The organism is Actinoplanes sp. NPDC026670 (assembly GCF_040638175.1).
GTDB lineage: Bacteria > Actinomycetota > Actinomycetes > Mycobacteriales > Micromonosporaceae > Actinoplanes.
Genome location: NZ_JBEZXU010000014.1, coordinates 69,012 through 95,099, shown reverse-complemented (window position 1 = coordinate 95,099; position 26,088 = coordinate 69,012). Strand labels below are relative to the sequence as shown.

The window sequence follows — 26,088 nt, the reverse complement described above, 5'->3', positions numbered from 1 at the left end:
ACTGTCCACTTCATTCCGCTGGCTCGCACCGCTGTCTCGCAGTTCCCGGCACAGCGCCCACGACCAGCCGGGCCCTCGGCCCGGCGCCGTCCGGAGCGGCGGTCAGGAGGCGGCGACCCGGTTGCGGCCGGTGCGTTTGGCCTCGTAGAGGGCCTCGTCGGCCCACTTGATCAGGTGGTCGGGTGGGACGCCGCCGGCAGGGGTCGCGCTGGTCACGCCCACACTGATGGTCACGATGCCGCCGTCGGCCAGCACGTGTGGCTCCTGGAGGGCGGCCACCGCCTGCACGGCCCGTTCGGCGACCGCGACGGCGCCCGGTGTCTGGGCGGCGGGCATGACGATGCAGAACTCCTCGCCGCCGTACCGGGCGACCAGGTCGGTGGTACGGACGGCGTCGCGCAGGGCGCCCGCGACCCGGCGCAGGCATTCGTCGCCGCCCTGGTGGCCGTAGTGGTCGTTGTACTTCTTGAAATGGTCGATGTCGATCATGGCCAGGCCGATCGGATCGCCGGAGCGCAGCGACTGCACCCACAGGGCGTCCAGCGTCTCGGTGAGGCGGCGACGGTTCGCCAGGCCGGTGAGCGGGTCGGTGAGGGTCAGCATCTCCAGCCGGCGGTTCGCCTCGCCGAGTTCCTCGGTGCGTTCGGCGACCCGGCGTTCCAGGGAGGCGTACACCAGGGCGTTGTCCAGGGAGACGGTGAGCTGCCCGGCGATCAGCTGGACCGCGTCCAGCCGGGACGCGGAGAACGCCTGCCGGGTCAGCCGGTTCTCCAGCACCAGCATCGCCCGGGGCAGGCCCTGGCTGAGCACCGGCACGACCAGCAGCGAGCAGTGCGGCAGCCCGGCCAGGTACGGATCGCGGGCCACCCGGTCGTCGTGGCCGGCGTCGTCGACGACCATCGGCTCGCCGGTGCGGTCGGCGTAGCGGACTGCGGTCACCGGCAGCAGCCCGCGTTCGCCTGCCTCGGCGAGGGTCAGCGCCGGCCGCACCGCCCGGACGTCGGCCGGCAGCATCCACTCGCCGCTGGTGTCGTCGCGCAGCAGGACCCGTACGGCGGTCGCCCCGGTCATCGCGCTGAGCACCTGTTCGACCCGGTGGCGCAGCCGGTCCAGGTCGGTCTCCGAACTCAGCGCCCGGGCCGCCTCCAGCACCGCCATCAGGTCGATGACCTCGGTGGACAGGTTGATGCTGTGCGACGTGCGTACGGCCGGCGACACGGTGGCGGCGGACGCGGGCGGCGCTGCGAGGAACGGATGGTCCCGTTCCAGCAGGCGGACCTTGTGGTGTGCGCGCCAGGCCGTGTAACCACGGTGCGCCTCGGTGAGCATCTGCCGGCTGACGTGCGGCATCTCGTGGGCGTCGAAGAACAGCGCGGCCCGCTCGGCGATCAGCGCCGCGTGCCAGGGCGAGCCTCCGCCGGACGCGCCGGACACCGCGGCGTCGTAGGCGGTGGCCGCGGTGTCGAAGTCACCCGTCGCCCAGGCGCGTTCCGCGTCGGCGAGCCGGAGCAGATGCCCGAAGTTGCCGGGCTGGTCGGCCGTCCGCTCGGCGAGGAACCGCGCGCTGAGGTCCAGGTCGGCCAGGGCCGTCTCCCGGTCGCCGTCGCCGGTGGCGGTGCGGGCCCGGCCGGCCGCGGCGAGCGCTGCCAGGGCGTGTGCCTGCGCGTTGCCGTACGTCGCGGTGATGCACGGCAGCAGGGTCAGGGCGGCGGCGGTGTGCCGGTTCAGGGCGTCGCGTTCGCCGAGGACGGCCGCGGCCACCGACCGTACGATATGGAAATTGACTGCCGCTGTCGGGTTTCCCTCGACCGTGGCCTCGTCGAAGCCGTCGTCGTCGGTCTCGCCGCGCAGCGTCCGGGCGAGCTGCCGGTGCGCCCGGAAGGCGGCGTCGGCGTGTTCGTATCCGATCCGGCCGCACAGCGTCAGCGCGGCGTCGGCCTCGGCGGCGTAGGCGTCCAGGTCCGGCCCGCCGTCCAGCAGCCCCGGCAGGGACGCGAAGTAGGTGGAGGCGGCGTTCTGCAGGTCGCCGCCGCGCAGCAGCCCCTCGTGCGCCTCCCGAGCGAAGTGGACCATGTGCTGGACCGGCTCGAACCAGGAGACCGTGCCGAGCGCGTGCAGGAATTTGGCCTGTGAGGTGTCCGGTTCCCAGCCACGGGCCTCGCCGACCGCGAGCACCCGGCGTACCGCCCGGTAGCCGGCCCGGTAGTCGCCGCGGGCCGGGATGGTCACGAATCCGGCGTGGCTGAGCGGGCCGACGAGCGCGGCGGCCGGGCCGTGGGCGGCCCACACCGCGCCGGACTCCAGCACCAGCCACGCCATCATGATCTGGTCGCAGAAGAAGGCCGGCGGGATCAGCCGGTTGATCACCCGGGCGATGGCGACCTGGCGGGGTTCGGTGAGCTCGGGGCGGGCCAGGTCGTCCCCGGCGTCGCCGGTGGCGAGCCAGCCGTACAGGACGTCCAGGCCGGCACCGATCCGCGGGCCCAGCTCGTCGCGGCCCGGTACGGCGACGCCGAGCCGGCCCAGCAGGCGCAGCCCGAGCTCCAGCGCGTCGGGCATCCGGCCACGGTTGGTGAGACCGACGATCTGTTCGCAGACCGCGCTCGCGTGCGGCACGGGATCGCCGCCGGCCTCCTCCAGGGCCTGGAACACGTCGTCGGCTTCGGTGAACCGGCCGAGGCTGCACAGCGACGCGTGCCATTCCGCCTGCGCCGGCTGGTAGCCGCTGTCGGTGGCGGGCAGCAGCCGTACCGCCGCGGCCAGGAACGCCTGTGCCGCCGCGTGGTTGACCACCAGGCGGGCCGCGGCTGCGGCCCGGCGCAGCAGGGACGCGGCCAGCAGCCGTTCGGCCGGGTCGGTCAGCTCGTCCACGGCCGTCAGGTAGAGGCGGGCGGCGGCCAGGGCGTAGTCGGGTTCGGACGCCAGCCGGCGGGCCAGCGTCAGGCTCAGCGCGATCCGGGCCGGTGGATCCAGGCGGGCGTACGCCGCCTGCTGCACCCGGTCGTGCCGGAAACACGCGGCCGGTGTGCCGTCGCGGCGCACCTCGACCAGGCCCTCGTCGGCAGCGGGCAGCAGTTCGGCGTCGACCGTCTCGGCCGGGCGCCCGGCGGCGATCGGCAGCAGCGTCAGGTCGACCTCCCCGCCCAGGCAGGCCATCACCTCCAGCAGCGTGCGGGTCGGCTCCGGCAGTTCCTCGATGCGGGCGCCGAGCAGGTCCACGACGTCGCCTCGGCCGACGAACCGGCGTACCGTCGCCGGGTCCCAGCGCCAGCCGTCGCCCTCGGGCACCAGGGCCCCGTCGCGGCGCAGCGCGTTGACCATCTCGACGGAGTCGAACGGGTTGCCGCCGGTGTGCGCGGCGAGCAGCTCGGCCAGCGGCGCCGCGGCCGGGTCGGGCAGGCGCAGCATCCGGGCCAGCAGCGTGGTCAGGTCGCCGGGCGGCAGGTTGGCCAGCGGCAGCTCACCGACGTTGCCGCCGGTGTCGCGCAGCCGGGCCAGGATCGGCGTCAGCGGGTGCGCGGCGTCCACCTCGGCCTCCCGGAACGCGCCGAGGATCAGCACGCCGGGCAGGTCCGGTTCGGCGAGCACGGCGTCCAGGAACCCGAACGCGCCGGCGCTCGCCCACTGCAGGTCGTCGATGAACAGGGTCACCGGGTGGGCACTGGACGCGACAGCCCGCAGCAGGTCCAGGCCGACCTGGCGCAGCCGGGACGCCGCCCGGCGCGGGTCGTCGTCGCCCGGTTCCGGCGCCACCCCGAGCAGCGCGGCGAACGGTGGGAGCACGGCCGCGGCCAGTCCCGCGTTCGGGCCCAGGCGCCCCGGCAGCCGCTCGCGCAGGCGGGCCAGCTCGTCGTCGGGTTCGGCGAGCAGCTGGTCGCCGAGGGCGCAGAACGCCTGCCGTACCGCGTCGGCGCCGAGGTCGCGGCGGAACTGGTCGAACTTGCCGGCCACGAACCGGCCGCCGGCCGCCGCCACGGCCGGGCGCAGCCGGGCGACTAGCGCGGTCTTGCCGACGCCGGGCGGGCCGGTGATCAGCGCGACGCCCCGGTTGCCGGCGGTGGCGGCGGTGAGCATGCCGCGCAGCGCCGCCAGCGGCTCGTCCCGGCCGACCAGTTGCCGCGGCGGGGCCAGGCGCATCGGGAAGTCCCGCTCCCCCAGCACGAACGCGGCGGTGGTGTCCCGTAGCCGGGTCAGGTCGTAGGCGAGTCCTTCGCCGCTCTGGTACCGCTGGTCGGGCTCCTTGTCGAGCAGCCGCAGGATGATGTCGGACAGCCGGGGCGGCAGGTCCGGGTTCGAGGCGACCGGCGGCGCCGGCACGCGGGCCAGGTGGTCGTGGATCAGGCGCAGCGGGTCGCCGTCGCGGCCGAACGGGGGCGCCCCGGTCGCTGCCTCGTACAGCACGGCGCCGAACGCGTACAGGTCGGCGCGGTGGTCCACCGGGCGCCCGGTCCGGCCGGTCTGTTCCGGCGCCAGGTAGGCCAGCGTGCCGGCGATCACGTCACCGGCCGTTGCCGCCGGGGTCGCGAGGTCCACGGCGACCGTGGTGGCCAGTTCGAAGTCGATCAGGATCGGCCGGGTGTACGGTGCCGGGTCGCCGTCCACGACGGGAATCAGCACGTTGGCCGGGCTGACGTCGCGGTGCACGACGCCCTGGCGGTGGACTGCGGCGAGCGTGCCGGCCAGGTCTATCGCCAGGTCGAGCAGGGCGGGGACGGGCAGCGGGGTGGTCAGCGAGGCCAGCGTGGCGGCCGGGGTCTCGGTGTAGCCGACGGTGCCGTCGGGGGTGTCCGGGAGGAGCCGGGGCACGCCGGGGGTGCCCTGGAGCCGGCGCAGGACGGCCAGTTCGTTGCGCAGCCGGTCGCCGGCGCCCGGCCCGAGCGGCTGTTTCTCGATGACGGCCGGCCCGCCGCCGTACGGCTGCACCCGGATCACCCGGGTGCGGTCGCTGTCGTACAGGACCTCGCGGACCGGCGACACGGAGCTCACCTGATCCTGATCGGCCGGGCCCACGCCGCGCTGAGCGCTTCGGGCCCGGACCCGGGCACGACGTCCCCGGGTCTCAGGGCCACTGGTTGCTGGTGCACCAGACCTGGGCGCTGCCGGTGGCGGTCGCGCCGGAGGCGTCGGTGGCGGTGAGCGTCACCGTCAGGAACCGGTTGGGGGTGCACCGGCCACTGGCGGCCGGGCTCCAACGGGTGGTGATCGGGGTGATCCCGCCGGAGACCGAGCCGCGACAGATGTACTGGCTGTTACCGGACTCGCAGAAGCCGACGGCGGCGGTCAGCGGGTCCGCGGCGTGGGCGGGTGTCGCGAGGGCGAGCGGGATCGCGACGGCCACCGCGCCCAGCGCTGTCCGAACAGGGCTCATGATGTTCTCCCTCCGAGGTGGACCGGGTCATCGAAACATCCGGCCCGGACCGGGTTCGCCCTTCTCGGACAGCGTTGGACACCGTTTGTCAGCCGGCCGCTGACGGCGTGGGGCTGCCGGACGTGACGGCGAGTCCCGGCCGGATCTCCACGAGTTTCGGTGAGACCGGCTCGGTGAACCACTTGTCGTACAGCCGCAGATAGACGCCGTCGGCGATCATGTCGTCGATCTGCTCGTCGAGGGCTTCGACGAGCGCGGTCCGGCCCTTGCGCACCGGGAAGGAGGTGCCCTGTGTGCTGTCCGCCCGGGCGGCGATCCGGAGGGTCTTCTCGCGGGCGAGGTAGGCCTGTGCGTCGGGTCCGCCGACGACGAACGCGTCGATGCCGCCGGACAGCAGCTGCCCGACCGCGGCCGGCTGGTCCTTGAACTTGACGACGACGGCGCCGGGGACATTGCTGTTGGCGAACGTCTCCTGGACCGAGCCGCTGACCACGCCGACGCGTTTGCCGCCGAAGTCGGTCAGCGCGCTCGCGGAGCTGCCGGTGGTGGTGACGACGGCGGTGAAGCTCCAGAAGTACGGTTTGACGAAGTCGACGCTCTTCTTGCGTTCGTCGGTGGCGCCGACGCCGGCGATGCCCATGTCGTACTTGTCGGCGGTCAGTCCGGTGAGAATGCCCTGGAGGTTGGTGATCTTGTATTCGATGCGGAGGCCGAGCCGCCGGGCGGCCTCCTCGGCGAGGTCGATGGAGAATCCGCGCGGCACGCCGCCGGCGTCCGCGAACGCGAACGGCGGCTGTTCGGACTGGGTGCCGGCGGTGATCACGCAAGGTTCGAGCAGCTGGTACGGGTTGCCGCCCGGACAGCCCGCGGGCGACGCGCTGTCGGTGGCCGGGCCGGTGGCCCCGCATCCGGCGAGCACGAAGAGTCCGGCGACGGCGAGGATCAGCAGGAGTCGGTGACGCATCGGTATGGTCCCCTCTCGGGTTCGGTTCACAGGATCTGGGCGAGGAAGCGCCTGAGCCGTACGTGTCGTGGCGCTTCGAAGATCTGCTCGGGTGTGCCGGCCTCGGCGATGACGCCGTCGTCCATGAACACGACCCGCTGCGACGACTCGCGGGCGAAGGCCATCTCGTGGGTGACGACGAGCATGGTCATCCCGGATGCGGCCAGGTCACGCATGATCGCCAGCACGTCCTTGACCAGCTCCGGGTCCAGCGCCGAGGTGGCCTCGTCGAACATCATCACGGCGGGTTCCATGGCCAGGGCCCGGGCGATGGCGACCCGCTGCTGCTGGCCGCCGGAGAGCCGGGCCGGCCGTTGCCCGGTCAGATGCGCCAGCCCGACCTCGGCGAGCCGGGCGCGCGCGACCTGTTCGGCCCGGTCCCGGGGCAGGCCGCGGACGTGGCGCAGGCCGACGGTCACGTTGTCCAGGACGGTCATGTGCGGGAACAGGTTGAAGTGCTGGAAGACCATGCCGATGCGGGCGCGGGCGCGGTCCACGTCGACGCCGGGGCCGGTGATGGCCGCGCCGTCGAGCAGGACCCGGCCGCGGTCCGGCGTCTCCAGCAGGTTCGCGCATTTGAGCAGGGTGGACTTGCCGGAGCCGGAGGCGCCGATCAGCGACACGGTCTCGCCGCGGGCCACGTCCAGCGTCACGCCGCGCAGGACCTCGACCGGGCCGTACGACTTGTGGATGTTCTCCAGGGTGATCATCTCGGGCTCCCGGTGGTGGCTGGGGCGGGGGTGTCGTCGTCGAGGGGCACGGGCCGGGCCGTGCGCCCGTCACGCAACCGCCGGTCGAGCCAGTTCACGAAGTAGGTGAGCGGCACGGTGATCGCCAGGTAGCACATGCCGGCGGCGATCAGCGGCGACGAGTTGTAGGTGCGGGCCACCTCCTCCTGGGCGATGAAGAACAGCTCGCGCTGCCCGACACCGAGGCCGAGGATGTAGACCAGGCTGGACTCCTTGACGTCCTTGACGAACTGCCCGGCGACCGCCGGCAGGACCCGCCGGACGCCCTGCGGGATGACGACCAGCCGCATCGCCTTGCCGTAACTCATCCCGAGGCTGCGGGCGGCCTGCATCTGGCCCGGTTCGACGCTCTGGATGCCGGAGCGGAAGATCTCGGCGAGGTAGGCGCCGGAGATGATCCCGATCGCGAGGACGGCATAGCCGAACGGCTCCCGGCCGAACGGGCGCAGCCCCGACGCGGGCAGGCCGATGCCGATCAGCATCACCGTCAGCAGCACCGGCAGGCCCCGGAACACGTCGACGTACACCCGTGCCGGGAATCGCAGCCACCAGCGCCGGGACAGCAGCAGCACGGCCATCGCCATGCCGATGAGCACGCCCGCGACGATCGACAGGAACGCGATGAGCAGGGTGTTGCGCAGGCCCTCGGCGAGCAACCGGGGAAACGTCTGCATGATCACTTCGAGGTTCAGGAAGGTGTTGACGAACGGGTTGTCAGTCATCGGCGGGCTCCCGGGCGGATCGGAACTCGGCTTGCACGTCGGAGAGGAACGCCGGGTCGCTCAGCGCGTCCAGCGCCGTGTGGGCGAGGGCGACCGCCATCAGCGCGGTCCGGTCGTGGGCCTCCGGGGCGGCGGCGGCGTCGCGCATCGGCTCCGAGTGGCCGGGCGTGTCGCGTTCGGCGATCTGCAGGTACGGGTGGATCACCGGGACGGTGTGCGAGAGGTTGCCGACGTCGGAGGAGCCGGCCGGGTTCGCCGGCGACGGGGGTTCCAGGTCGATGCCGAGCTCGCGGAGGTAGCCGGCGCAGCGGTAGGCCATGGTGAGGTTGTGGACTCGGCCGGCGTACTGCGGCGCGGTCTCCACGATGTCGGCCTTGCAGCCGGTCGCCAGCGCGGCGCCGTTGGCCGCGTCGGTGACCCGGGCGATCAGGTCGGCCACCCCGCCCGCGGTGGTGTCGCGGACGTAGAAGGTGGCCTCCGCCAGCGCCGGGACGACGTTCGGCGCGGCGCCGCCGTTGGTGACGATGCCGTGCAGCCGGGCGGTCGCCGGCACGAACTGGCGCATCATGTCGACTGCGGCGAAGAACAGCTGGACCGCGGCGAGCGCGCTGCGGCCGTCCTCCGGGTTCTTCGCCGCGTGCGCGGCCCGGCCGTGGAAGCTGATGCCCAGGTGGGCGGCGGCCAGGGCGTGCCGGGCGACGAGTCCGCGGTCGGCCGGGTGGAACATCAGCGCCGCGTCGACGCCGTCGAAGACACCCGCCTCCAGCAGGTGGATCTTGCCGCCGCCGCCCTCCTCGGCGGGTGTGCCGACGGCGAGCAGCGTGCCCGGATGGTCCGGGTCGGCGCGGGCGGCCAGGATCGCGGCCAGGGCGCCGCCGGCGGCGATCAGGTTGTGCCCGCAGCCGTGGCCGAGGCCGGGCAGGGCGTCGTACTCCATCAGGACCGCCACCGTCGGGCCGGGGCGGCTGCCCTGGTGGCGGGCCACGAACGCGGTCTCCAGTCCGCCCGCCGGCGTGCCGACGGCGAACCCCTCACCGGCCAGCCACCTGGTGAGTTCGGCGACCGCGTGCCGTTCCTCGAACCGGATCTCCGGCCGCCCGTGGATCGCCAGGCTGACCCGGTCCATCGTGGGCCGGTACGCGGGCAACAATCGAAGCAGGTCATCCATCACAGCGGCGACGCTATGGCCGTGCGGGGCCGGCGCCGCGGCGATTACCGCGGGTGCGGCAAGCGTCGTTGACCTCGGTCAACGGCTGTGCCCCATACTGGGCCATGGCGGTATCCGTGATCGTCGACAACCTGCCGGCGGCGGCGGTACGGCCGGGGCTGTCCCCGTTGGCCGAGCTGACCGCCCATCTGCACGCGCACACCGAACGGGAGCATCACCCGCAGATCCGGCCCGGCGACGGCTCCGGCCCCGGGCCCGAGCTGACCGAGCAGATGCATCAGTGGTCGCCGCTGTGGGCGGCGTATCAGGCCCGGTTCCTCTTCCCGGCCGGCCCGCAGCCGGGCCGGGCGCTGGCCGACGAGCTCGCCGACGTCGCGGATCTTCCGCTGGATCGGTTCGCCGAACACGCCGGGTACGCGTTGCGCGGCGGCAATTCGGGCCCGCCGCTGGACGCGCTGCTGCACGACACCGGCCAGCAGCAGCATCTGCGCCGGGCGGCCCGGCTGCGTTCGACGAGCCGCCGGGAGCTCACCGAGCAGCTGCTGGACGGGCCGGGCGCGTTCCGGGCCGATCTGCTGGAGTTCCTGGCCCGGTACGCGGAGGCGTGTTTCGACGCCGAGTGGCAGCGCCTGCATCCGCGGCTGCTGGCCGAGACGCACCGGCTGGGGATCCGCCTGCGGGACCGCGACGTGGCCACCGCGCTGGCCGAGCTGAGCCCCAGCGCGACCGTTCTCGACCAGCCGCGGCGGGTGCTGCTGGACAAGATGCACAGTGGCATCGTCCGGCTCGGCCGGCGTCCCTGCCTGGTGGTGCCGTCCCACTACTGCCGGCCGCACCTGCTGGTCAAACACGAGCCGGGCTGGCCCGTCGTCATCCAGTACGGCGTGCCGACCGCCGGTGGCGCCGCCGAGCCGTCGCTGGCGCTGCTCCGGTCTCGTCTACAGACGCTGGCCGACCCGGCCCGGATCCGGCTGTGCCGGCTCATCGCGCGTGAGGCGCTGACCACTGTCGACCTGGCCCAGCGCAGCGGCATGACCGAGCCGCAGGTGTCCCGCCACCTGCGGCAGCTGCGCGACGTCACCCTGGTCCGCCCGGAACGTGACGGCCGGCTGGTCCACTACCAGCTCGACCTGGAGGCGATCCGCAACCTCGGCCTCGACCTGGAGCACGCGATCTACCGCTGAAGGCCGGCCGGCCTGTTCCCTGCCCGCTCGAGTCGATGAGGCCGGGGCCGGGGTGGCGCGGCGGGAGCGCAGCTGGACGACGGTCACCGAGGCGAGCACCAGCATCCCGCCGGCGAGCTGGATGGGGGTCAGGAACTCGCCGAGCGTCACGGCGGCCAGGGTGGTGGTGATGACCGGCTCGACGGTGGAGAGGATGGCGGCGGTCGACGGGCCGGTTCGGCGCAGGCCGGCGAAGAACGTCAACGACGCCAGCACCGTGGAGACGACCGCGATGCAGGTCACCCAGAACCAGCCGGCCGGGCTGAAACCGAGGTCCACTCCCCCGGTGAGCAGCGCCTTTCCGGTCAGGGCCAGGGCGGCCCCGGTCATCACCAGGGTGGCCAGCAGCATCGGTGGCACACTGCGCAGCACGCTGTCCGAGGCCAGGATGTAGATCGTGTACGTGAGGGCCGCCCCGAAACCGAGGGCGGCGCCGGCCGGGCTCAGCGCGCCGGCTCCGGCGCCGAGCAGGACGAGCAGGGTTCCGGCGGAGGCCACGGCCAGGGCGAGGGCACGGTTGCGGGTCATCCGGTCGCGGCGCAGCAGCACCGCGGCGGCGGTCACCATCAGCGGGTACGTGTAGAGGATCAACGACAGCAGCGAAGCGTCCATCAGCCGGAGCGCCTCGAAGTAGAGCGTCGCCTGGGTGGCGAACCCCACTGCCCCGAGCGCCAGCGCGAGGAGCACCGTCCGCCCGCTGAGCCGGAACAGCGGTGCCCGGCCCACGACGGGCCGGAGTGCGAGTAGGCCGGCGAGGATCAGGGCGGCCATCACGAAACGCACCAGGAGCAGGGCGGACGGCGAGACTCCGGCGTCGTACGCGAATTTTCCGAAGATCGACATGGCGCCGAAACCGGCGGCCGACAGCAGGCAGAGCAGTGGACCCATACCGGAGAGCATCGGGCCTACCACTATGCAGGTCCAGTGACGATTCCTGGAGTTGAATGGTAAGCATTTGTGCATGGTGACGCTGGATCTGCGACGGCTCCGGTTCCTGCGCGAGTTCGAGGAGCGGGGCACTCTCGGTGCTGTCGCGACCGCTCTCGGCTACAGCCCGTCGGCGGTGTCGCAGCAGCTCACCGTGCTGGAGAAGGAGGTCGGCACGCCGCTGCTGGAGCGGGCCGGGCGCGGGGTCCGGCTCACCGACGCGGGACGGCTGCTGGCGCAGCACGCCCGGGTGCTGCTGGCCGCGGCCGAGGCGGCGACGTCCGACCTGGCGTCGCTCGGCGATCAGGTCAGGGGTACGGTCCGGGCCGGCGGTGTCCAGTCGGCCGCGCGGCACCTGCTCGTCCCGTCGCTGGCCCGGATGGCCGCCGAGCATCCGCTGGTCCGGATGGAGGTGTCCGAGTTGGAGCTGGAGCAGGCTCTGCCCGGTCTGCGCCTGGGTTCGGTCGACCTGGTGATCAGTGACGAGTATGACGGGCATCCCCGCCCCCGGCCGCTGGGCATGCGGTTCGAGCCGCTGCTGTCCGAGCGGCTGCTGATCGTGCTTCCGGCCGGTCATCCGCTGGCCGCGCCGGGCGGTCCGGTGGCGCTGTCCGATCTGCGGGACATGGTGTGGGTGTCCTCCGACGAGACCACCGGCCACCACGCGATGATCGTCGGGAACTGCCGGACGCTCGGCGGTTACGAACCGGACGTCCGGCATCACTCCAACGACGCCGACGTGCAACTGGCGGTGGTCCGGCACGCGGCCGCGGTCGCCCTGCTGCCGCTGCTCAACCTGCCCGCGGAGGATCCGACGCTGGCCTACCGGCCGGTGGCCGAGACCGACCTGGGCCGCCGGCTGTTCACCGTGACCCGCGACGGCCCGCTGTCACCGGCCCTGACCGCGTTCCTGAGCGTGGTGACCGACCAGGCCGCCGGAGCTTGCCAGCGCCACGGCCGCGGCCACCGTGTCCGGTGATGCGGGGAGCAGCGGTAGCCGTACCGTCGCGGTGGGGATCTGCCCTTGATCTTGCAGGACGCCCTTGATCACGGTCGGGTTGGGCTCGGCGAACAGGGCCCGCGACAGGTCGGCGAGCGGACCGCCCAGACGCCTGGCGCGCGGCACGTCGCCGTCCTGCCAGGCGGCTGCCAGGTCGGCGAACGCCCTGGTCGCGATGTGTGCGGAGGCGAGGATTCCGCCGTGCGCGCCGGTGGCGAGCATCGGCGAGATCAGCGGATCGTCGCCGCCGAGCAGCGCGAAATCATCCGGAAGATCACCGATCACGTCGATGGTCCCGGTCGCGTACTTCATTCCGATCACTCCCGGAATCGAGGCCAGTCGCCGGATCGCGGTGATCGACAGCTCCTGCCCGGTCCGGTACGGCACGTGATAAATCACCAGCGGAACATTCCCGGCGAGTGCTTCGAAATGGGCGACGACACCCGCCTCGCCGGGCCGCACGAACGGCGGGACCAGACTCAGCGCCGCCGTCGCCCCGGGCCGCGCGGCGAGATCCGGCCGCGCCCCGACGATCAACGGCACCCCGCGCTCCCGCGCCACCCGGGCCGCGACCTCGACGACATTCTCCTGCTCAGCGGGGGTCAGCGACCCCGGCTCGGCGGTCGTTCCGAGCGCCACCAGCCCGGCCGCGCCGTCGTCCAGCACCCGGTGAGCGAGCCGTTCCAGCACCGAAAGGTCAACTTCCCGATCAACCCCAAAAGGCGTGATCAGCGGTACGAAAATCCCGCGCAGTTCCATGCCGAAAGCCTCGACCCGATCGAGCATCAGGTCCAGTTCACATTCCTGTGGTGATACGTAAGCTGAACTGATGCTCGACGTGCGCCGCCTCCGCCTGCTCTGCGACCTGGCCCGCCTCGGCACGATCGCCGCCGTCGCGTCGGCGCACACCTACACCCCGTCGGCCGTCTCCCAGCAGCTGTCCGCCCTGGAACGGGAAGCGGGCATCGCGCTGCTCGAACGCACCGGCCGCCGGGTCGCGTTCACCGCCGCCGGCCGCCTGCTCGTCCAGCACGGCGAAACCGTCCTGGCCGCCCTGGAACAGACCGGCGCCGCCCTGGCCGCGGCGCGCACCGGGCTCACCGGCGAGCTGCGCATCGGCGCGTTCCCATCGGCGATCCGGGCCCTGCTCACCCCGGCCCTGATCACCCTCGGCAGCCGGCACGCCGCCCTCGATCTGCAACTGGTCGAACTCGACCCGGCCGAGGTCCCGGCCGCCCTGCTGGACCGCCGCCTCGACGTCGGGCTCGTCCAGGACTACGACGTCGTGCCGATGGCGACCGTGCCCGGCCTGCACAGCGTGCCGCTGCTCGACGAGACCGTGCACCTGGCCGTCGCCGCCGGCTCCGGCGCCGGCACGCTACGGGACGTCAGCCGGGCCGGGTGGATCCTGGCCGGGCCGGGCACGCTCTGTCACACCGCCACACTCAAGCTGTGCGAGGCGGCCGGGTTCACCCCGCGGGCCCGGCACCGGGTGGACGACTTCGGGACCGTCCTCGCCCTGGTCGCCGCCGGTCAGGGCGTCGCGGTCGTCCCGCAACTGGCCACCGCCGGGATGCCGTCCGGCGTACGGCTGCTGCCCCTGCCGACCCGCCGCCGCACCCGGATCGCCTTCCGCCAGGGCGCCGCTGCGCATCCCGCCGTGGCGGCGTTCATCGCCGCCCTCGCACCACTAACCTGATCACCGTGAATGGCGTCCAGCTGCTTCTCATCATCGGTGTCGGGATCGCGGTCACCTCGGTCGCCCGGCGGCACCGGTTCGAACCGGGCTGGGCGATCGTGGTGCTCGCCGCCGCGGCCTCGTTCATCCCCGGCATGCCCGAGCTGGAACTCGACCATGAGCTGATCATGGCGCTGGTCATCCCGCCGCTGCTCTACTCGGCGACGCGGGGCGCCTCGTTCGCGGCGTTCGGCGCCAACCTGCGGGCCATCATCTACCTCGGCGTCGTCGTGGTGGTGCTGACCGCCGGGTTCCTCGGCTGGCTGTCGACGCTGCTGCTGCCGACGATCGGGGTGTACGCGGCGTTCGTGCTCGGCGCCGTCCTCGCCCCGCCGGACACCATCACCACCGTCTCGCACGGCCACGAGATCGGGCTGCCCCGGCGGGCCACCTCGATCCTCACCGGCGAGAGCCTGGTCAACGACGCGACCGCGCTGACGCTGTTCACGCTGGCGGTCGCGGCCGTCGACGGGGCGCACACCACGTGGCAGGGCGGTTTCCGGGAACTGCTGCGGGCCGCCGCGATCGGGGTGGGCATCGGTGCGGCGTACGCCCTGGTGGGTCTGATCATCAGGAAACGTCTCGGCAACCCGACGCTGGAGACGGCGCTGGTGCTGTTGCTGCCGTTCACCGCGTTCCTGACCGCCGAGCAGGTGCACGCGTCAGGCATCCTCGCCGTGGTGATGGCCGCCTTCTCGATGAGCATCAACCTGACGCTCGACCCGAACCACCAGTACCCGGGCGGCTACCGGACCCGGCTCCAGGAGGAGCAGGTGTGGCGGGTGCTCGACTTCCTCCTCGAGACGTTCGTCTTCGCGTACATCGGCCTGCAGTTGAAGTTCGTTCTCGAAGATCTCTCCGAGGACGGTGATCCGGGGCTGGTCCGCACCCTGGTCGCGGCCGGGGTGCTGCTCGTGGCGGCGATGCTGTTCCGGTTCGTGGCGGTGTTCGCCCTGTTCGGACGGTGGCGGCTGCGTCATGGGATGGCGCTGCGCCGCGCCGGACGCGACCCCCGCTACCGGCAGGCCCGTGAGGCGCGGCTGCAACGACGCCGCAGCCGGCCGCTGCCACCGCCGACGGTCAAGGAGACGGTGCTGGTCAGCTGGACCGGGATGCGGGGCATCCTCACCCTCGCCGCGGCGGCCGCGATCCCCGAGTTCACCAAGCAGGGCGAGCCGTTCCCCGGGCGCGACGCGATCCAGGTCATCGCGTTGATCGTCACCCTGGGCACGCTGCTCGTCCAGGGCACCACGGTGGGCTGGCTGGCCCGGCGGCTCCGGTTCGACCTGGCCGCCGAGAACGCCGAGGAGGAACGGCTCCGCTCGGTGGGGCGTGCGGTGGTGGCCGAGGCCGCCGCCGAACCGGCCGCCGACGTGGACGCGTCTTTCGAGGCTCGGCGGCTGGCGCTCGGGCGGGCCGTGCACGAGCAGCGGATCACCGAGGACGTGGCCCGTTCGCTGATCGAGGAGCTCGACCTGCAGCAGGCGGCCCACCACACCACCTGACCGCCGGCCGTCGCTCACCACGGTAATCCGCGCCTCATTCGGCGCGTCAGCGACGGCTCGCGGCCTCAGCCGTCGCTCACCACGGTAATCCGCGCCTCATTCGGCGCGTCAGCGACGGCTCGCGGCCTCAGCCGTCGCTCACCCTTGGAATCCGCGGCCGATGAGGCCGGTGGGCGACGGCTGGTGGGGTGGGATCAGGCGCGGGCGGCGAGGGCCCGGCCGGCCTCGACGGCGGCCTCGTGGGCGGACTTGCGCATGACCGCGGCGGTCTCCTTGAACGCGTCCAGCGCCGGGTTGACGCCGACCAGGGTGAACTCGCGCTCGATCAGGGTGAGGTCGGCGCCCCAGATGTCGCCGACGACGCGGCGCAGGTAGTCGGTGTTGTGGTCCCAGCCGTCGCGGGGCGTGCCCGGGCCGTAGGAGCCACCGCGGGTGGTCAGGACCACGACCGGCTTGCCCTCGAGGAACTTCTCGCCGTTGTCGCCGCCGGCCATCGCCAGGTCGAACCAGGTCTTCACGTGCTGCGAGACACCGTAGTTGTAGAACGGCAGGGCCAGGATCGCGGCCTCCGCGGAGCGCAGCTCGTCGGCCAGCTCGCCGGCGAGGGCGACAGCGCCGTGCTGGGCGTCGCTGCGCTGGTCGGCGGGAACATAGGCGGCCTGGATGGCGGTGGCCCAGGCGTCCGCGGGCAGCGGGCTGGCGCCGAGGTGGCGGCGGACGATCGGGGCGCCGCCCAGTTCCTTCTCCACGAGGTCGGCGAGCTCGGTGCTCGCGGAGTTCGGGCCCAGGATGCTGGCGTCGACACGCAGAACGGCCATCGAATTCTCCAAATTTCATGTCAAGTCCGGATCAGTTGGACTTGAACGTTCAAGACGAAGCATGACACCGCAAGTGTTGAACGTTCAAGTGGTTGATCGCGTATTCTTCTGATCCGTGAGCGATCCCACAGCCGCGCCCTGGCTATCCGACGACGAGACGAGCGCCTGGATGGCGCTCACCGCGGTGCTCACGGCGCTGCCGCCGGCCATCGATGCGCAGCTCAAGCGGGACGCCGGGATCAACTTCTTCGAGTACACGATCCTGTCGTCGCTGTCCCAGGCGCCGGGCCGGGCCGTACGCATGGGAAGCCTCGCCCACCTCGCCGCGGGATCACCGTCGCGCCTCTCGCACGCCGTCTCCCGCCTGGAGAAGCACGGCTGGGTCGCCCGCCGGGTCTCCCTCGACGCCACCGAGACCCGCTGCGTCGAAGCGGTTCTCACCGACGCCGGCTGGGACGCGGTCGTCGCCGCGGCCCCCGATCACGTACGCGAGGCCCGCCGCCTGGTCTTCGACGCCCTCACCGCGGAGCAGGTGGGCCAGCTCGCCAAGATCGGGCGTCAGCTGCTGACGGCCGCCGCCCCGCACCTGACCGCCTGCCTCGGCGACAAGCCCGCCGAGGCCTGCTGACCGGCCACCACCTGGACGAGCACGTCACCATTCCGCACGTCAGACACGCCGGAATCGAGCAAAAGGTCAGATCACGGGCGCCACCCGCCCCGCCGCCTGGACAAAAACGCCACCCGGACAAACGAAACACTCGCGGGACACTCGCGCCAATCGGACAAAAACGGCACCGCTCGCGGAACACAACACCCCACCCGGACAAATACGGCACCGCTCGCGGAACACACACCCCACCCGGACAAATCGGCACCGCTCGCGCCATACGTGTTCCACCAAAACCTACTCGCCAGCCATGCCCAACCTGGACAGTTCGGGCACCAATCGCGCACGGGGCACCCGGTGGAACGCATTTGCCACCAATCGCAGGTGCGGCCTTTACAGATCTTGCACGCATTTACACCCGCGCGCCGATCTTGCAGCTTTCTCCATGCCCCGACGGGAAGAAAGCTGCAAGGTCTTCATCGCGAAGTGGTTCTTGCAAGCCAAACCATGTTATAGGCGGCCTAATCGTGCAAGATCGCGGGCAACAGGAAGAATCGTGCAAGATCTACGACCTCGCTGGACCGTGCGAGTCGCGGACCCGCCGCAGGTCAGTGCGTATGCCACAGGTGAGGGCGCGCGAGCGCCGGCGGGTTACAGAAACGCGAGGGCCGGCGGTTTGCAGACACGCCAGGGCCGGCGGTTTGCAGAAACGCCAGGGCCGGCGGTTTGCAGAAACGCGAGGTCCGGCGGGTTGCAGAAATCGGGTCAAGGGGCGATCGACTTCAGGGTTTCCAGGACTGTGCGGACTGCGGCCCGGTGCAGGGTCTCCGGCCTGGCCAGGATGTCGATGTGGCGGGCGGCCGGGATGTCGTCGAGCGGGCGCAACGCCAGCCGTGGGTGCGGGGTGGTCGTGCGGCCCGGCAGGAGCGCCAGCACCTCGCCGGCCGCCACCACCGACGCGGCGACCGTGAACTCGTTGATCCGGTGCCTGATGTCCAGCGGCCGCCCGGCCGCCGCCGCGATCGCCGCCAGCACCCCCTCCAGCGGGAACCCCTCGTGCACGCTGATCCACGGCCACCCGCCGGCGTCGGCCGCGGTCAGCCGGCGCCGCGTGGCGAGCGGATGGTCGGCGGACATCGCGACGTACAGCGGCTCCTCGATCAACGGGATCACCGTGAGGCGGTCGGCCGGCCAGGGCGGGCTGTGGGCCAGCCGGTGCGCCACGACCAGGTCGTAGTCGCCGACCAGAGCCGGGAAATCGGCGTGCGCCACATCCTCGTCGGCGCAGCGCACCGGCGGGCCGCCGATCTCGGCGAGCCTGGTGATCAGCGGCGCGAACCAGGTCAGCCCGGCACTGTGGAACGCGGCCACGCTCACCGGCGCCCCCGGATCGTCCAGATGATCACCGACCGCCCGGGCAGCCCGATCCAAAGCGGTCATCACCTCGACGGCTGCGGCGGCAAGGGCACGGCCGGCGCCGGTCAGCACCAGGCGGCGGCCACGGCGCTCGGTGAGCGGCACCCGCGCCGACCGTTGCAACGTGTTCAGCTGCTGGGACACGGCAGACGGCGTGATGTGCATCGCACGGGCGACGGCGGCGACACTGCCGCGCTCGCCGAGTTCACGCAGCAGCCTCAGATGATGCGGATCCACAAGGCCTCACTACATCGTCGGTTCACGGGTTGGCCTCTTGTCTACCGGATCGGCGGGCCACAGGCTTCCCCCTGTGACCGGAGACCTCCTCCTGCTGGCCGTGGCCGCCGTCTGGGGCAGCAGCTATCTCGCCGCCAAGACCCTGGTGGCCGCGGCCGGCGTGCTCGTCGTCCTGGCGCTGCGCTACCTGGTGTCGATGGCGGCGATGCTGCCGCTGATGTTCCGGCGGCGGGTGCAACGGCGTGAACTGGCCGTCGGCCTCCTGCTCGGATGCACACAGGCGTCGGTCCTGGTGCTCGAGACGTACGGGGTGTCACTCACCAGCGCCACCAACGCCGGCGTGCTGATCAGCCTGACCATCCTGCTCACACCGGTCATGCAGGGCGGCCTGCCGGGACGGTTCCTGCTCGCCGCGGCGGTCGCCACCGGTGGGGTCGTCCTGCTGGTGGCGGGGCCCGGGTTGCGTACACCCTCGGTCGGTGATCTTTTGATGTTGATCGCCGCCGTGGTCCGGGCCGCGCATGTGACGCTCTCCGGGCGGCTGGCCCGGCCGTCGTTCGACACGGTCACGCTGACCACGTTGCAGACGGTGGTGGGGGCCGTCGTGTTCACCGCCGCCGCGTGGCCGCTCGCGGCCGGCGGGCTCGGCGCCGGCGAGTGGCTGGGCGTACTTTACCTGGCGCTGGGATGCAGCGTCTTCGCGTTCCTGGTGCAGCTGTGGGCGATCCGGCGGACCTCACCGGCCCGCGCGAGCCTGCTGCTGGGCACCGAACCGGTGTGGGCGGTGCTGATCGGAATCAGTCTCGGCGGGGAGCATCTGACCGTCCTGGCCGGGGTCGGCATCGCGCTCGTGCTGGCCGGCACCTACTGGGGGCAGCGGGTGGAACGCGAGCACCGGGCCGGTGCGGTCACGCCGCCGCGACAGCCCGAACTCACCCGCGTGCCTCCAGGGCGCGGATGACCGCGGCCATGTCCTCACCGCCGAAACCGGCCCGATCCGTCTCGGCGAACAGCTCGCGGCACACCTCCAGCAGCGGCGACCCGAAACCCGCCTGCCGGGCGGCATCGACCACCAGCTCGTTGTTGTAGAGCACGTCACGGATCGCGGCCTGCACCTCGAAGTCACGTTCGCGCAGCTTGCGGCCCTTGACCCGGGACACGACGCTGGCCATCGGCCCGGCGTCGAGCGCCGCCGACAGCGTCCCCGGGTCGAGGCCGTGCCGCTGGGCGAAGTGGAACGCCTCGGCCAGCCCGGTGACCATGCTGATCAGGAACGTGTTGACGGCCAGCTTCATCAGCAGCGCGCCCGGCACGTCACCGCAGCGCACGATCTCCCGGCACATCGGCCGCAGCAGATCCTCGACCCCCGGCCCGCCTCCGGCGATCATCACCACCAGGTCGCCGGTCTCCGCCGGGCCGCGGGACCCCGAGACCGGAGCTTCGGCGTACGAGCCACCGGCCCCGATCACATCCTTGCCGAGCCCGGCCGAGAACGCCGGAGCGGTGGTGCCCATGTGCACGACCGTCCGGCCGGCCACCAGCTTGCCGAACGTGCCGGTTCCACGGCTCAGCACCTCGTCGATGACCTGGTCGTTGGCCAGCATCAGGATGACGGTGCCGGCCGCCGAGAACACCTCGGCCACGTCGCGGGCCACGGTGGCGCCGGCCTGCCGAAGTGGTTCGGCGCGGTCCGGGGTCCGGTTCCAGACGATCAGCTCGGTCCCGGCGCGGGCGAGATTGAGCGCCATCGGCTGCCCCATCACCCCGAGCCCGACAAATCCCACGGTCACATCTCGACGCTACGACTACGGCCCCGCATCACCGCAGTCCAATCCCAACCTCCTGGCCCACCCGCCGCCCCGCCCGCCCCCCGTACGGCTAGCCGGACGTCAGACAGGTTATGCGGATGGGATAACCGGTCTGACGTCCGGCTCAGCCGACCGAGCCGGACGTCAGGCAGGTTAAGGGCACGCCATTACCTGTCTGAGGTCCGGCTAGCCGGGAATTGGCGCGGCGTGACCTGTCTGGGCTACGGCTAGCCGTCGCTCAGACGGGTTTGGGTCACGTGAAGTTGGCCTTGATGGCTTCGGCCTCGGTGGTCACGGTGTCGGCGCTGATCAGGTCGGACGCCTTGGCGGTCAGCACCGCCGCCCGGGTCTGCAGGATCGCCGCCGCCTTGCCGCTGGTGAACATCGTGGCCTTGAGGTCGGTGAGCGCCTTGTCGTACGACGCCTTGAAGCCCTTGTCGGCGTTGAACCGGGTGACGAGGATGTTGCTGCGCCCGCCGGGACCACCGCCTCCGTTGCGGCGGCCCTGGCCGCCGTTCTGCTGCGTCTGGCCCTGCGCCCCGGCCGGCGGCTGGCCCTGCTGCTGATCGCCGCCACCGGCGGGCGCGCCCCCGCCGCCCCGGTTGCCACCGCCGCCGCCCATCCCGCCGAAGGCGAGGTTGTGGTCCCAGGCGACCACGGTGAACTGGTCCTTGCCGGTCGTGTACCGCAGGTACGAGTTGTTGCCGGGCCCGTCGATGTCGTCGGTGTTCTTGACCAGCTCCTGGAAGGCCAGGTAGTTCGCGAACGCGGCGACGTCCAGGTGCTTGGACAGGTCGGCGGCGAACGTGGCGTCGTCGGACTGGTTGATGAACTTGAGGAACGCGGCGAGCGGCGCCAGGTTCGGGTTGTCGGTGTCGGTCTCCTGGTCGAAGACGTCCTTGTAGCTGTCGGCGTCGTCACCGCGGTAGGAGTAGTCGCCGCCGCTCTCGGCCTTGTAGAGGATGCCGGCCGAGGCGAAGTTGTCGGCGTCCCATTTGTCGGCCGGGTTCTCGATGATCAGGCGCAGCACCTCGCTGCCGCCGTTGACGCTGAGCCGGGTCGACACCGATTTCTGGGTGGCGAGGCCGGCGACGGCGAGCAACTCCAGGGCGATCGCCTCGTTGAGGGCGCTGTCGGTGTTGTTGGAGCGGACCACGAACTCGTTGTAGCCGCCGAGCTCCTGCCCGTCGGTGTACTTGTCGAGCCGGACCAGCCACGGCAGGTCCTGTGGCTTCTCGGCGGAGAGGCTGCCGCCGGGACCGCCGCCGCGGTTGTTGCCGGTGCCGGCGGTCGCGCCGGTCTTGGTGAGCCCGCGCAGTGTCGAGTTGCCTTTGAGGCGCAGCCCGGCCTTCTCGAACGTGGTCCCGTCGATGGTGACGGTCGCCTCCAGCCACTCCTTCGACTGGTCGTTGAGGTAGGCGTCGATCACTTTGTCGTACGCGTCCTGGTCGAAGGTGAACGTGATGCTGTGCACCTGGGTGGCGTCGAACAGGCCGCTGCCCGCGGTCGCGGTGGTCGACGACGAGGCCGCCGAGGAGGAGCCGCTCGAACATCCACCGGCTACGGCCAGGCCGACGGCCCCGAGCAGGGCGGCGCCGAAGGACCGGCGGGACAGGGTGTGAGCGGGCATGCGGGGCCATCCTTCGTCGCCATGGGAGCTGGACGACTCAAGGAAAGGTCGCTTGCTGAGGATCCGGTTGTGTCACGGCTGTGCGTCGCCTGTAAAAGCGGACCGCCAGCACGATCAGGAAGACGGTCATCAGGGGTGCGCCGGGGAACTTCACGAACCGGGGCAGACCGCCGCCGTCAGGGAGCACCGAGAACGCGGCGACGATCGAGATCCACATGAAGGCGCTGGTCCGGAGGGTGACGGCGGCCAGCAGGGTGAGCGGCCACATCGCGTACCACGGGTGGAAGACCGGTGACAGCAGGACCACGGCGGCCATGCCGAAGGCTGCTCCCCGCAGGGCGGCCCGGTCCCGGTCCGCGTCACGCCAGGCAGTCACGAACAGCATGATGAGTACGGTGGTGAGCGCCGCGAGCGCAAGTGCGCGGACCGCCGGCACCGCGTCGAATCCGGGGAACAGTGCCTGGCCGGCGTAGGTGAGGGTCATGCCGACAGCGGTCGGCGGCGAGGTGAACTGGATGATCGTGGTGCTGCCCTGCATGGCCGGCACCCAGCCGAAGCCGAGTCCGCCGGCCGCGGTCACCGCGAGCAGCGCCGCCACCGAGGAGCCACCGACGAGTGCGGCCGCCTTCGCGAGCGGCCCGAGTTCGGCGCGCAGGCCACGCCAGCTGTCCGGGCCGGCCGGCCGGTGCATGGCGATCAGGGCGGCGAACGGGATGACGACGATCGCGGTCGCTTTCACGGCCACCGCGAGTCCGAGCAGGACACCGCCGGTGAGCAGCGGGATCGGGCGCGCCTTCGCTCGTACGGTCAAGAAGAGGCCGGCCACCAGCAACCCGATCATGACCGCGTCGTTGTGTGGCGCGGCGAGCATGTGGGCGCCGACCAGCGGCCCGGCGAGCGCGACCCAGATCGCGCGTTCCGGCGCGATGCCGCAGCGGCGCGCCAGCGCCGGCAGGCAGGCCGCGACGACGACGATCGCGGCCAGGGTGATCAGGCGGAAGACGACGATGGTTCCGGTGAGCGTCTGGCCCACCGCGACCGCGGCGCCGGCGATCAGGAGAAAGAGGGGGCCGTACGGGGTGACGGTGTCCCGCCAGATCTCGGCGACCGTTTCCAGCCAGGTGCACGGCAGTGCCGAGACGCCCAGCCGGTACGGGTCGATGCCGTGCGTGAACATCTCGCCCTGGCAGGCGTAGGAGTACACGTCGCGGCTGCCCATCGGTGGCACGAACAGGAACGGCAGCAGCCACAGGGCGGCTGTGACGAGCCCCCAGCGCAGTGCCGGCACCCGGTCGCGCAGGGTCCACCAGGTGTACGAGGTGACGGCGGTGCCGGCCAGCCAGAGTCCGAGAATGATCGGGCCGTAGGGGCCGCGGGCGACGCTGAGCGGGGTGGCTTCCAGGTCGGCGCCGGGGAACGCTCCGCCGAGCCAGCCGGCGCCGGCCAGCATCAGCGAACCGGCCAGTCCGAGCCATCGGAGGAAACCCACTGTCACGCGCCCCATAGCCGTCGAGCTTCGCGCATCGGGGCGGGCGGTGACACACCGGGTCTGGGCCAGTCCGGTTCCACCGGTTGTGAGCTGCAACTGATAGTAGGCTGCAATCGGTTTGCGGGGAGTGGGGACACACATGCCAGACACCGAGGCGCATCGGTCGGGGTGCCCGATCAACCTGTCCCTGGAGGTGCTGGGCGACAAATGGTCGCTGCTGATCATCAGGGACATGATGTTCGGTGACCGGCGGCACTTCCGGGCGCTGCTCACCGGCTCCGAGGAGGGCATCGCCACGAACATCCTGGCCGACCGCCTGAACCGGCTGACCCGCCTCGGCATGATCACCTCGGCCCCCGATCCGGGCCACCGCCAGCGGCTGCGGCTGAGCCTGACCGAGCAGTCGATTCAGCTGGTCCCGGTGCTGGCCCACCTGGGCGCGTGGGGCCGCCGCCACCTGCCGGCGACGCCGTCGCTGTCGGTGCGGGCCGAACTGCTGGAGAACGGCGGCCCGGCGATGTGGTCACGTTTCATGGACGAGCTGCGCGAACTGCACCTGGGCATCCCCCGCCCACCGGCCGCCCGGTCGGTCCTCGCCGAACTGGCCGCCGTCTACCACACTTTCGTCAGCGACCAGCGGCCCGCGGAGCCGGCGACCTCGGTGGGCGGTCAGCAACCCGTGTAGCCCGCGGCTCTTTGGCGGTCAGCGGCCCGCGCAGCCGGCGGCTCTTTGGGCGGTCAGCGGCCCGCGTATTCGGTGGCGGCCAGGATGTCGTCGCGGGCCGCCTGGTCGAGGTCCGGGTTCAGGGCGGCGACGATGTCTGCGGTCACCCGGCCGCCTGCGACCACGTGCTCGACGGCGGTCCGGTCCACGGGGTGGCCGTAGTTGTCCTCGGCGTATGCCACGAACCGGCCGGCGGTGCCGTCGAGCAGGACGTCCAGCATGTCGCTGCCGTCGGCGGCGCCGTCCGGGATCTCCACGCCGTCGCTGGTGTGCCAGTGGTCGTCGTCGTGCCGGCGCCACAGCACCGCGGTGGCGATGAACCTGCCCTCGTCGGTGAACATGTCGTCGTCCAGCAGTTCCCGGAAATCGTCCGGCAGCTCGTCCACCAGGCCGGGCCACAGCTCCAGGTCGGCGTCGGCATACGGCGACATCGGCGACTCGTGGCCGAACACCCGGATGAACGCGCCCGCCCCGGTGAACACCACCGCCCATTCGTCGCCGCTGCCGTTCTCCATCAGAGCCCAGCCGCTCGCATACGTGTAGTGCGCCCAGCGCCCGCCACTGACGATGTGATCCAGGAGAGCAATCGCCCGGCAGCGGGAACGCAGCTCGGCGATCGACGGCAGCTCACGGGCGAGATCGGGAGCGTTCACCCGACCACGGTACGCCCCGGGCGCGGCCCGCAAAGACCGCCAGCCGTCGCTGAGCACCGGAATACGAGCGGCAATACCACGCTGAACGACGGCCGACGGTCCCAGCCGTCGCTGAGCACCGGAATACGAGCGGCAATACCACGCTGAACGACGGCCGACGGTCCCAGCCGTCGCTGAGCACCGGAATACGAGCGGCAATACCACGCTGAACGACGGCCGACGGTCCCAGCCGTCGCTGAGCACGGGAATGGGGGCGGCGATACCGCGCTGAACGACGGCTGGCGGTCTCTGCCGTCGTTCAGCGCTGGAATGCGGGCGGTTTTACCGTGCTGGGCGACGGCTGGGGAAGGCGGGCGCGAGCCATCGGGTGGTGGTCTTGGCGGGGTCCGGCCACTTCGGCGGGACCTGGCTGCGGAGGCTCGCTAGACGATGGCGGCTACCTCGTCGCGGGTCAGGGGGCCGTCGACGACCAGGACGGTTATCTCGCGGGTCAGCGGGACGCCTGGCTTGATGGTCAGCGGGTCCTCCCAGGCCAGGGCGGCGCACACGCCGTTGTAGTCGCCTGGTTCGGTGCGGGCGAACCAGCGGTCTTCGCCGTCCAGGCCGGTGAAGACCAGGGTGTACGCGTCCTCGACGGACAGTGCCAGCCACGGGTCGGTGGAGCCGTGTGGTTCGGTGCCGGAGGGGGTGAACGTGACCGCGGCGCCCTCGCCGGCTCGCCAGAAGAAGCCGCCGTAGCCCGCTCCGCCGGTTCGCCCGTTCGTCGCCGGGCTGCCGATGGTCACCTCTGACTGGGTGGGGGCGCCTAGCGCGTACCGAAAGAAAAGCCGCCAACCTCGCGCCGCCGGACGGGCCGTGACCGAACGCTGCTCGGTCAGCAGGAGCCGGCCGCCTGCGTCGACCCACCGCAGGTTTTCGGCGAAGCCGCCGGGCAGCGGTGTGCGGCCGTCGGAGAGGACGCGCCCGTGGTCGTCGCGCCAGATGTAGCCTTGGTCGCGCACGTAGGTGCGGCCGCCCCAGACGTTGACGCCGTCGACGTCCTGCATGGTGACCGAGGCCCCGAGGTGCCAGGGGTGGTCCTGCGGGAGCTCGCCGGTGACGACGGCGCCGCCCAGCGTGCGGACCGGGTGCAGGTAGGGGCGGGGCGCGAGACGGATGTCGAGTTCGGGGGCGTCCACATAGGTGGCGACCCGGGTTCCGTTCACGTGCAGCTCGGTCATCCGTTCCCCTTACCGGCAGGAAAGCGCTTTCCAGCAGCCTAGTGGCCCGAACCTGAGCCCGGCAAGCGGTGGAAGTTTCCGCC

At 71.9% G+C, this 26,088-nt stretch carries 21 protein-coding genes and 1 pseudogene; 7 read left to right on the top strand and 15 right to left on the bottom strand.

What is annotated here, in order from left to right:
- Positions 1 to 102: 102 nt before the first annotated feature.
- The 6 genes from AB0E94_RS16045 to AB0E94_RS16020 all read right to left on the bottom strand — a co-directional run bounded on the left by AB0E94_RS16045 (position 103) and on the right by AB0E94_RS16020 (position 9,010).
- Complete coding sequence (locus AB0E94_RS16045; protein ID WP_360326760.1) at positions 103 to 4,977, bottom strand: diguanylate cyclase; 4,875 nt, start codon at positions 4,975 to 4,977, stop codon at positions 103 to 105.
- Positions 4,978 to 5,059: 82 nt separating this feature from the next.
- Positions 5,060 to 5,368 (bottom strand): hypothetical protein, encoded by a 309-nt coding sequence (locus AB0E94_RS16040; protein WP_360326758.1) that lies wholly within the window; start codon positions 5,366 to 5,368, stop codon positions 5,060 to 5,062.
- 88 nt (positions 5,369 to 5,456) lie between these two features.
- Entirely contained in the window at positions 5,457 to 6,332 is an 876-nt protein-coding gene (locus AB0E94_RS16035; protein ID WP_360326757.1) for an ABC transporter substrate-binding protein, read from the bottom strand.
- A gap of 26 nt (positions 6,333 to 6,358) precedes the next feature.
- Positions 6,359 to 7,081, bottom strand: coding sequence for an amino acid ABC transporter ATP-binding protein (locus AB0E94_RS16030; RefSeq protein ID WP_360326755.1), 723 nt, complete (start codon positions 7,079 to 7,081; stop codon positions 6,359 to 6,361).
- Positions 7,078 to 7,842 carry an amino acid ABC transporter permease gene (locus AB0E94_RS16025; protein ID WP_360326753.1) on the bottom strand — a complete coding sequence of 255 codons (765 nt, stop codon included), beginning with the start codon at positions 7,840 to 7,842 and terminating at the stop codon, positions 7,078 to 7,080. Before AB0E94_RS16025 ends, AB0E94_RS16030 begins: the two co-directional genes overlap by 4 nt.
- The gene (locus AB0E94_RS16020; RefSeq protein WP_360326751.1) at positions 7,835 to 9,010 is read right to left on the bottom strand and encodes a M20 family metallopeptidase; all 1,176 of its coding nucleotides are present in this window, start codon (positions 9,008 to 9,010) and stop codon (positions 7,835 to 7,837) included. The genes AB0E94_RS16025 and AB0E94_RS16020 overlap by 8 nt, the downstream gene beginning before the upstream one ends.
- Positions 9,011 to 9,114: 104 nt before the next feature.
- Here AB0E94_RS16020 and AB0E94_RS16015 point away from each other — a divergent pair, with 104 nt between their 5' ends.
- Positions 9,115 to 10,194, top strand: a complete 1,080-nt coding sequence (locus tag AB0E94_RS16015; protein ID WP_360326749.1) for a DUF5937 family protein — start codon at positions 9,115 to 9,117, stop codon at positions 10,192 to 10,194.
- A gap of 87 nt (positions 10,195 to 10,281) precedes the next feature.
- On the opposite strand, the pseudogene AB0E94_RS16010 reads toward AB0E94_RS16015, so the two are convergent.
- Positions 10,282 to 11,121: pseudogene (locus AB0E94_RS16010) on the bottom strand (DMT family transporter); the annotation flags it as partial.
- Positions 11,122 to 11,194: 73 nt separating this feature from the next.
- Here AB0E94_RS16010 and AB0E94_RS16005 point away from each other — a divergent pair.
- Positions 11,195 to 12,139 (top strand): LysR family transcriptional regulator, encoded by a 945-nt coding sequence (locus AB0E94_RS16005; RefSeq protein WP_360326748.1) that lies wholly within the window; start codon positions 11,195 to 11,197, stop codon positions 12,137 to 12,139.
- On the opposite strand, the gene AB0E94_RS16000 is transcribed toward AB0E94_RS16005, so the two are convergent.
- Positions 12,050 to 12,919 carry a dihydrodipicolinate synthase family protein gene (locus tag AB0E94_RS16000; RefSeq protein WP_360326886.1) on the bottom strand — a complete coding sequence of 290 codons (870 nt, stop codon included), beginning with the start codon at positions 12,917 to 12,919 and terminating at the stop codon, positions 12,050 to 12,052. The two genes, AB0E94_RS16005 and AB0E94_RS16000, sit on opposite strands and share 90 nt — an antisense overlap.
- A gap of 70 nt (positions 12,920 to 12,989) precedes the next feature.
- Here AB0E94_RS16000 and AB0E94_RS15995 point away from each other — a divergent pair, with 70 nt between their 5' ends.
- Positions 12,990 to 13,859 carry a LysR substrate-binding domain-containing protein gene (locus AB0E94_RS15995; protein WP_360326746.1) on the top strand — a complete coding sequence of 290 codons (870 nt, stop codon included), beginning with the start codon at positions 12,990 to 12,992 and terminating at the stop codon, positions 13,857 to 13,859.
- A gap of 5 nt (positions 13,860 to 13,864) precedes the next feature.
- Complete coding sequence (locus AB0E94_RS15990) at positions 13,865 to 15,403, top strand: sodium:proton antiporter (protein ID WP_360326745.1); 1,539 nt, start codon at positions 13,865 to 13,867, stop codon at positions 15,401 to 15,403.
- Positions 15,404 to 15,597: 194 nt separating this feature from the next.
- Here AB0E94_RS15990 and AB0E94_RS15985 read toward each other — a convergent pair whose 3' ends face one another.
- The gene (locus AB0E94_RS15985) at positions 15,598 to 16,221 is read right to left on the bottom strand and encodes an NAD(P)H-dependent oxidoreductase (protein ID WP_360326744.1); all 624 of its coding nucleotides are present in this window, start codon (positions 16,219 to 16,221) and stop codon (positions 15,598 to 15,600) included.
- Between the two features lie 115 nt (positions 16,222 to 16,336).
- On the opposite strand from AB0E94_RS15985, the gene AB0E94_RS15980 reads away from it, so the two are divergent.
- Positions 16,337 to 16,849 (top strand): MarR family transcriptional regulator, encoded by a 513-nt coding sequence (locus AB0E94_RS15980; RefSeq protein WP_360326742.1) that lies wholly within the window; start codon positions 16,337 to 16,339, stop codon positions 16,847 to 16,849.
- A 744-nt stretch (positions 16,850 to 17,593) separates the two neighbouring features.
- Here the strand turns inward: AB0E94_RS15980 and AB0E94_RS15975 are convergent.
- Positions 17,594 to 18,481 (bottom strand): LysR family transcriptional regulator, encoded by an 888-nt coding sequence (locus AB0E94_RS15975; protein WP_360326741.1) that lies wholly within the window; start codon positions 18,479 to 18,481, stop codon positions 17,594 to 17,596.
- Positions 18,482 to 18,554: 73 nt separating this feature from the next.
- Here AB0E94_RS15975 and AB0E94_RS15970 point away from each other — a divergent pair, with 73 nt between their 5' ends.
- The gene (locus tag AB0E94_RS15970) at positions 18,555 to 19,442 is read left to right on the top strand and encodes an EamA family transporter (protein WP_360326739.1); all 888 of its coding nucleotides are present in this window, start codon (positions 18,555 to 18,557) and stop codon (positions 19,440 to 19,442) included.
- On the opposite strand, the gene AB0E94_RS15965 is transcribed toward AB0E94_RS15970, so the two are convergent.
- The 3 genes from AB0E94_RS15965 to mptB form a co-directional block, all read right to left on the bottom strand.
- On the bottom strand, positions 19,414 to 20,271 hold the full coding sequence (locus AB0E94_RS15965) for an NAD(P)-dependent oxidoreductase (RefSeq protein WP_360326737.1): 858 nt from the start codon (positions 20,269 to 20,271) through the stop codon (positions 19,414 to 19,416). The two genes, AB0E94_RS15970 and AB0E94_RS15965, sit on opposite strands and share 29 nt — an antisense overlap.
- A 271-nt stretch (positions 20,272 to 20,542) precedes the next feature.
- Positions 20,543 to 21,919 carry a CotH kinase family protein gene (locus AB0E94_RS15960; protein WP_360326735.1) on the bottom strand — a complete coding sequence of 459 codons (1,377 nt, stop codon included), beginning with the start codon at positions 21,917 to 21,919 and terminating at the stop codon, positions 20,543 to 20,545.
- 37 nt (positions 21,920 to 21,956) lie between these two features.
- Entirely contained in the window at positions 21,957 to 23,423 is a 1,467-nt protein-coding gene (gene mptB, locus AB0E94_RS15955; protein ID WP_360326734.1) for a polyprenol phosphomannose-dependent alpha 1,6 mannosyltransferase MptB, read from the bottom strand.
- Between the two features lie 124 nt (positions 23,424 to 23,547).
- On the opposite strand from mptB, the gene AB0E94_RS15950 reads away from it, so the two are divergent.
- Positions 23,548 to 24,093 carry a helix-turn-helix domain-containing protein gene (locus tag AB0E94_RS15950; protein ID WP_360326733.1) on the top strand — a complete coding sequence of 182 codons (546 nt, stop codon included), beginning with the start codon at positions 23,548 to 23,550 and terminating at the stop codon, positions 24,091 to 24,093.
- A 53-nt stretch (positions 24,094 to 24,146) separates the two neighbouring features.
- Here the strand turns inward: AB0E94_RS15950 and AB0E94_RS15945 are convergent, their stop codons facing one another.
- Together AB0E94_RS15945 and AB0E94_RS15940 are read right to left on the bottom strand one after the other, a co-directional pair.
- Positions 24,147 to 24,785, bottom strand: a complete 639-nt coding sequence (locus AB0E94_RS15945) for a hypothetical protein (protein ID WP_360326731.1) — start codon at positions 24,783 to 24,785, stop codon at positions 24,147 to 24,149.
- Between the two features lie 422 nt (positions 24,786 to 25,207).
- On the bottom strand, positions 25,208 to 26,005 hold the full coding sequence (locus tag AB0E94_RS15940) for a PmoA family protein (RefSeq protein WP_360326730.1): 798 nt from the start codon (positions 26,003 to 26,005) through the stop codon (positions 25,208 to 25,210).
- Between the last annotated feature and the right edge of the window lie 83 nt (positions 26,006 to 26,088).

Bases quoted from the DNA above. Each gene is read 5' to 3' on its own strand.
- AB0E94_RS15960 (WP_360326735.1), bottom strand. From the start codon at position 21,919: ATGCCCGCTCACACCCTGTCCCGCCGGTCCTTCGGCGCCGCCCTGCTC.
- AB0E94_RS15985 (WP_360326744.1), bottom strand. From the start codon at position 16,221: ATGGCCGTTCTGCGTGTCGACGCCAGCATCCTGGGCCCGAACTCCGCG.
- AB0E94_RS15950 (WP_360326733.1), top strand. From the start codon at position 23,548: ATGCCAGACACCGAGGCGCATCGGTCGGGGTGCCCGATCAACCTGTCC.
- AB0E94_RS16025 (WP_360326753.1), bottom strand. From the start codon at position 7,842: ATGACTGACAACCCGTTCGTCAACACCTTCCTGAACCTCGAAGTGATC.
- AB0E94_RS16000 (WP_360326886.1), bottom strand. From the start codon at position 12,919: ATGGAACTGCGCGGGATTTTCGTACCGCTGATCACGCCTTTTGGGGTT.
- AB0E94_RS15940 (WP_360326730.1), bottom strand. From the start codon at position 26,005: ATGACCGAGCTGCACGTGAACGGAACCCGGGTCGCCACCTATGTGGAC.
- AB0E94_RS16020 (WP_360326751.1), bottom strand. From the start codon at position 9,010: ATGGATGACCTGCTTCGATTGTTGCCCGCGTACCGGCCCACGATGGAC.
- AB0E94_RS15995 (WP_360326746.1), top strand. From the start codon at position 12,990: ATGCTCGACGTGCGCCGCCTCCGCCTGCTCTGCGACCTGGCCCGCCTC.
- AB0E94_RS16005 (WP_360326748.1), top strand. From the start codon at position 11,195: ATGGTGACGCTGGATCTGCGACGGCTCCGGTTCCTGCGCGAGTTCGAG.
- mptB (WP_360326734.1), bottom strand. From the start codon at position 23,423: ATGGGGCGCGTGACAGTGGGTTTCCTCCGATGGCTCGGACTGGCCGGT.
- AB0E94_RS16030 (WP_360326755.1), bottom strand. From the start codon at position 7,081: ATGATCACCCTGGAGAACATCCACAAGTCGTACGGCCCGGTCGAGGTC.
- AB0E94_RS16040 (WP_360326758.1), bottom strand. From the start codon at position 5,368: ATGAGCCCTGTTCGGACAGCGCTGGGCGCGGTGGCCGTCGCGATCCCG.
- AB0E94_RS16015 (WP_360326749.1), top strand. From the start codon at position 9,115: ATGGCGGTATCCGTGATCGTCGACAACCTGCCGGCGGCGGCGGTACGG.
- AB0E94_RS16035 (WP_360326757.1), bottom strand. From the start codon at position 6,332: ATGCGTCACCGACTCCTGCTGATCCTCGCCGTCGCCGGACTCTTCGTG.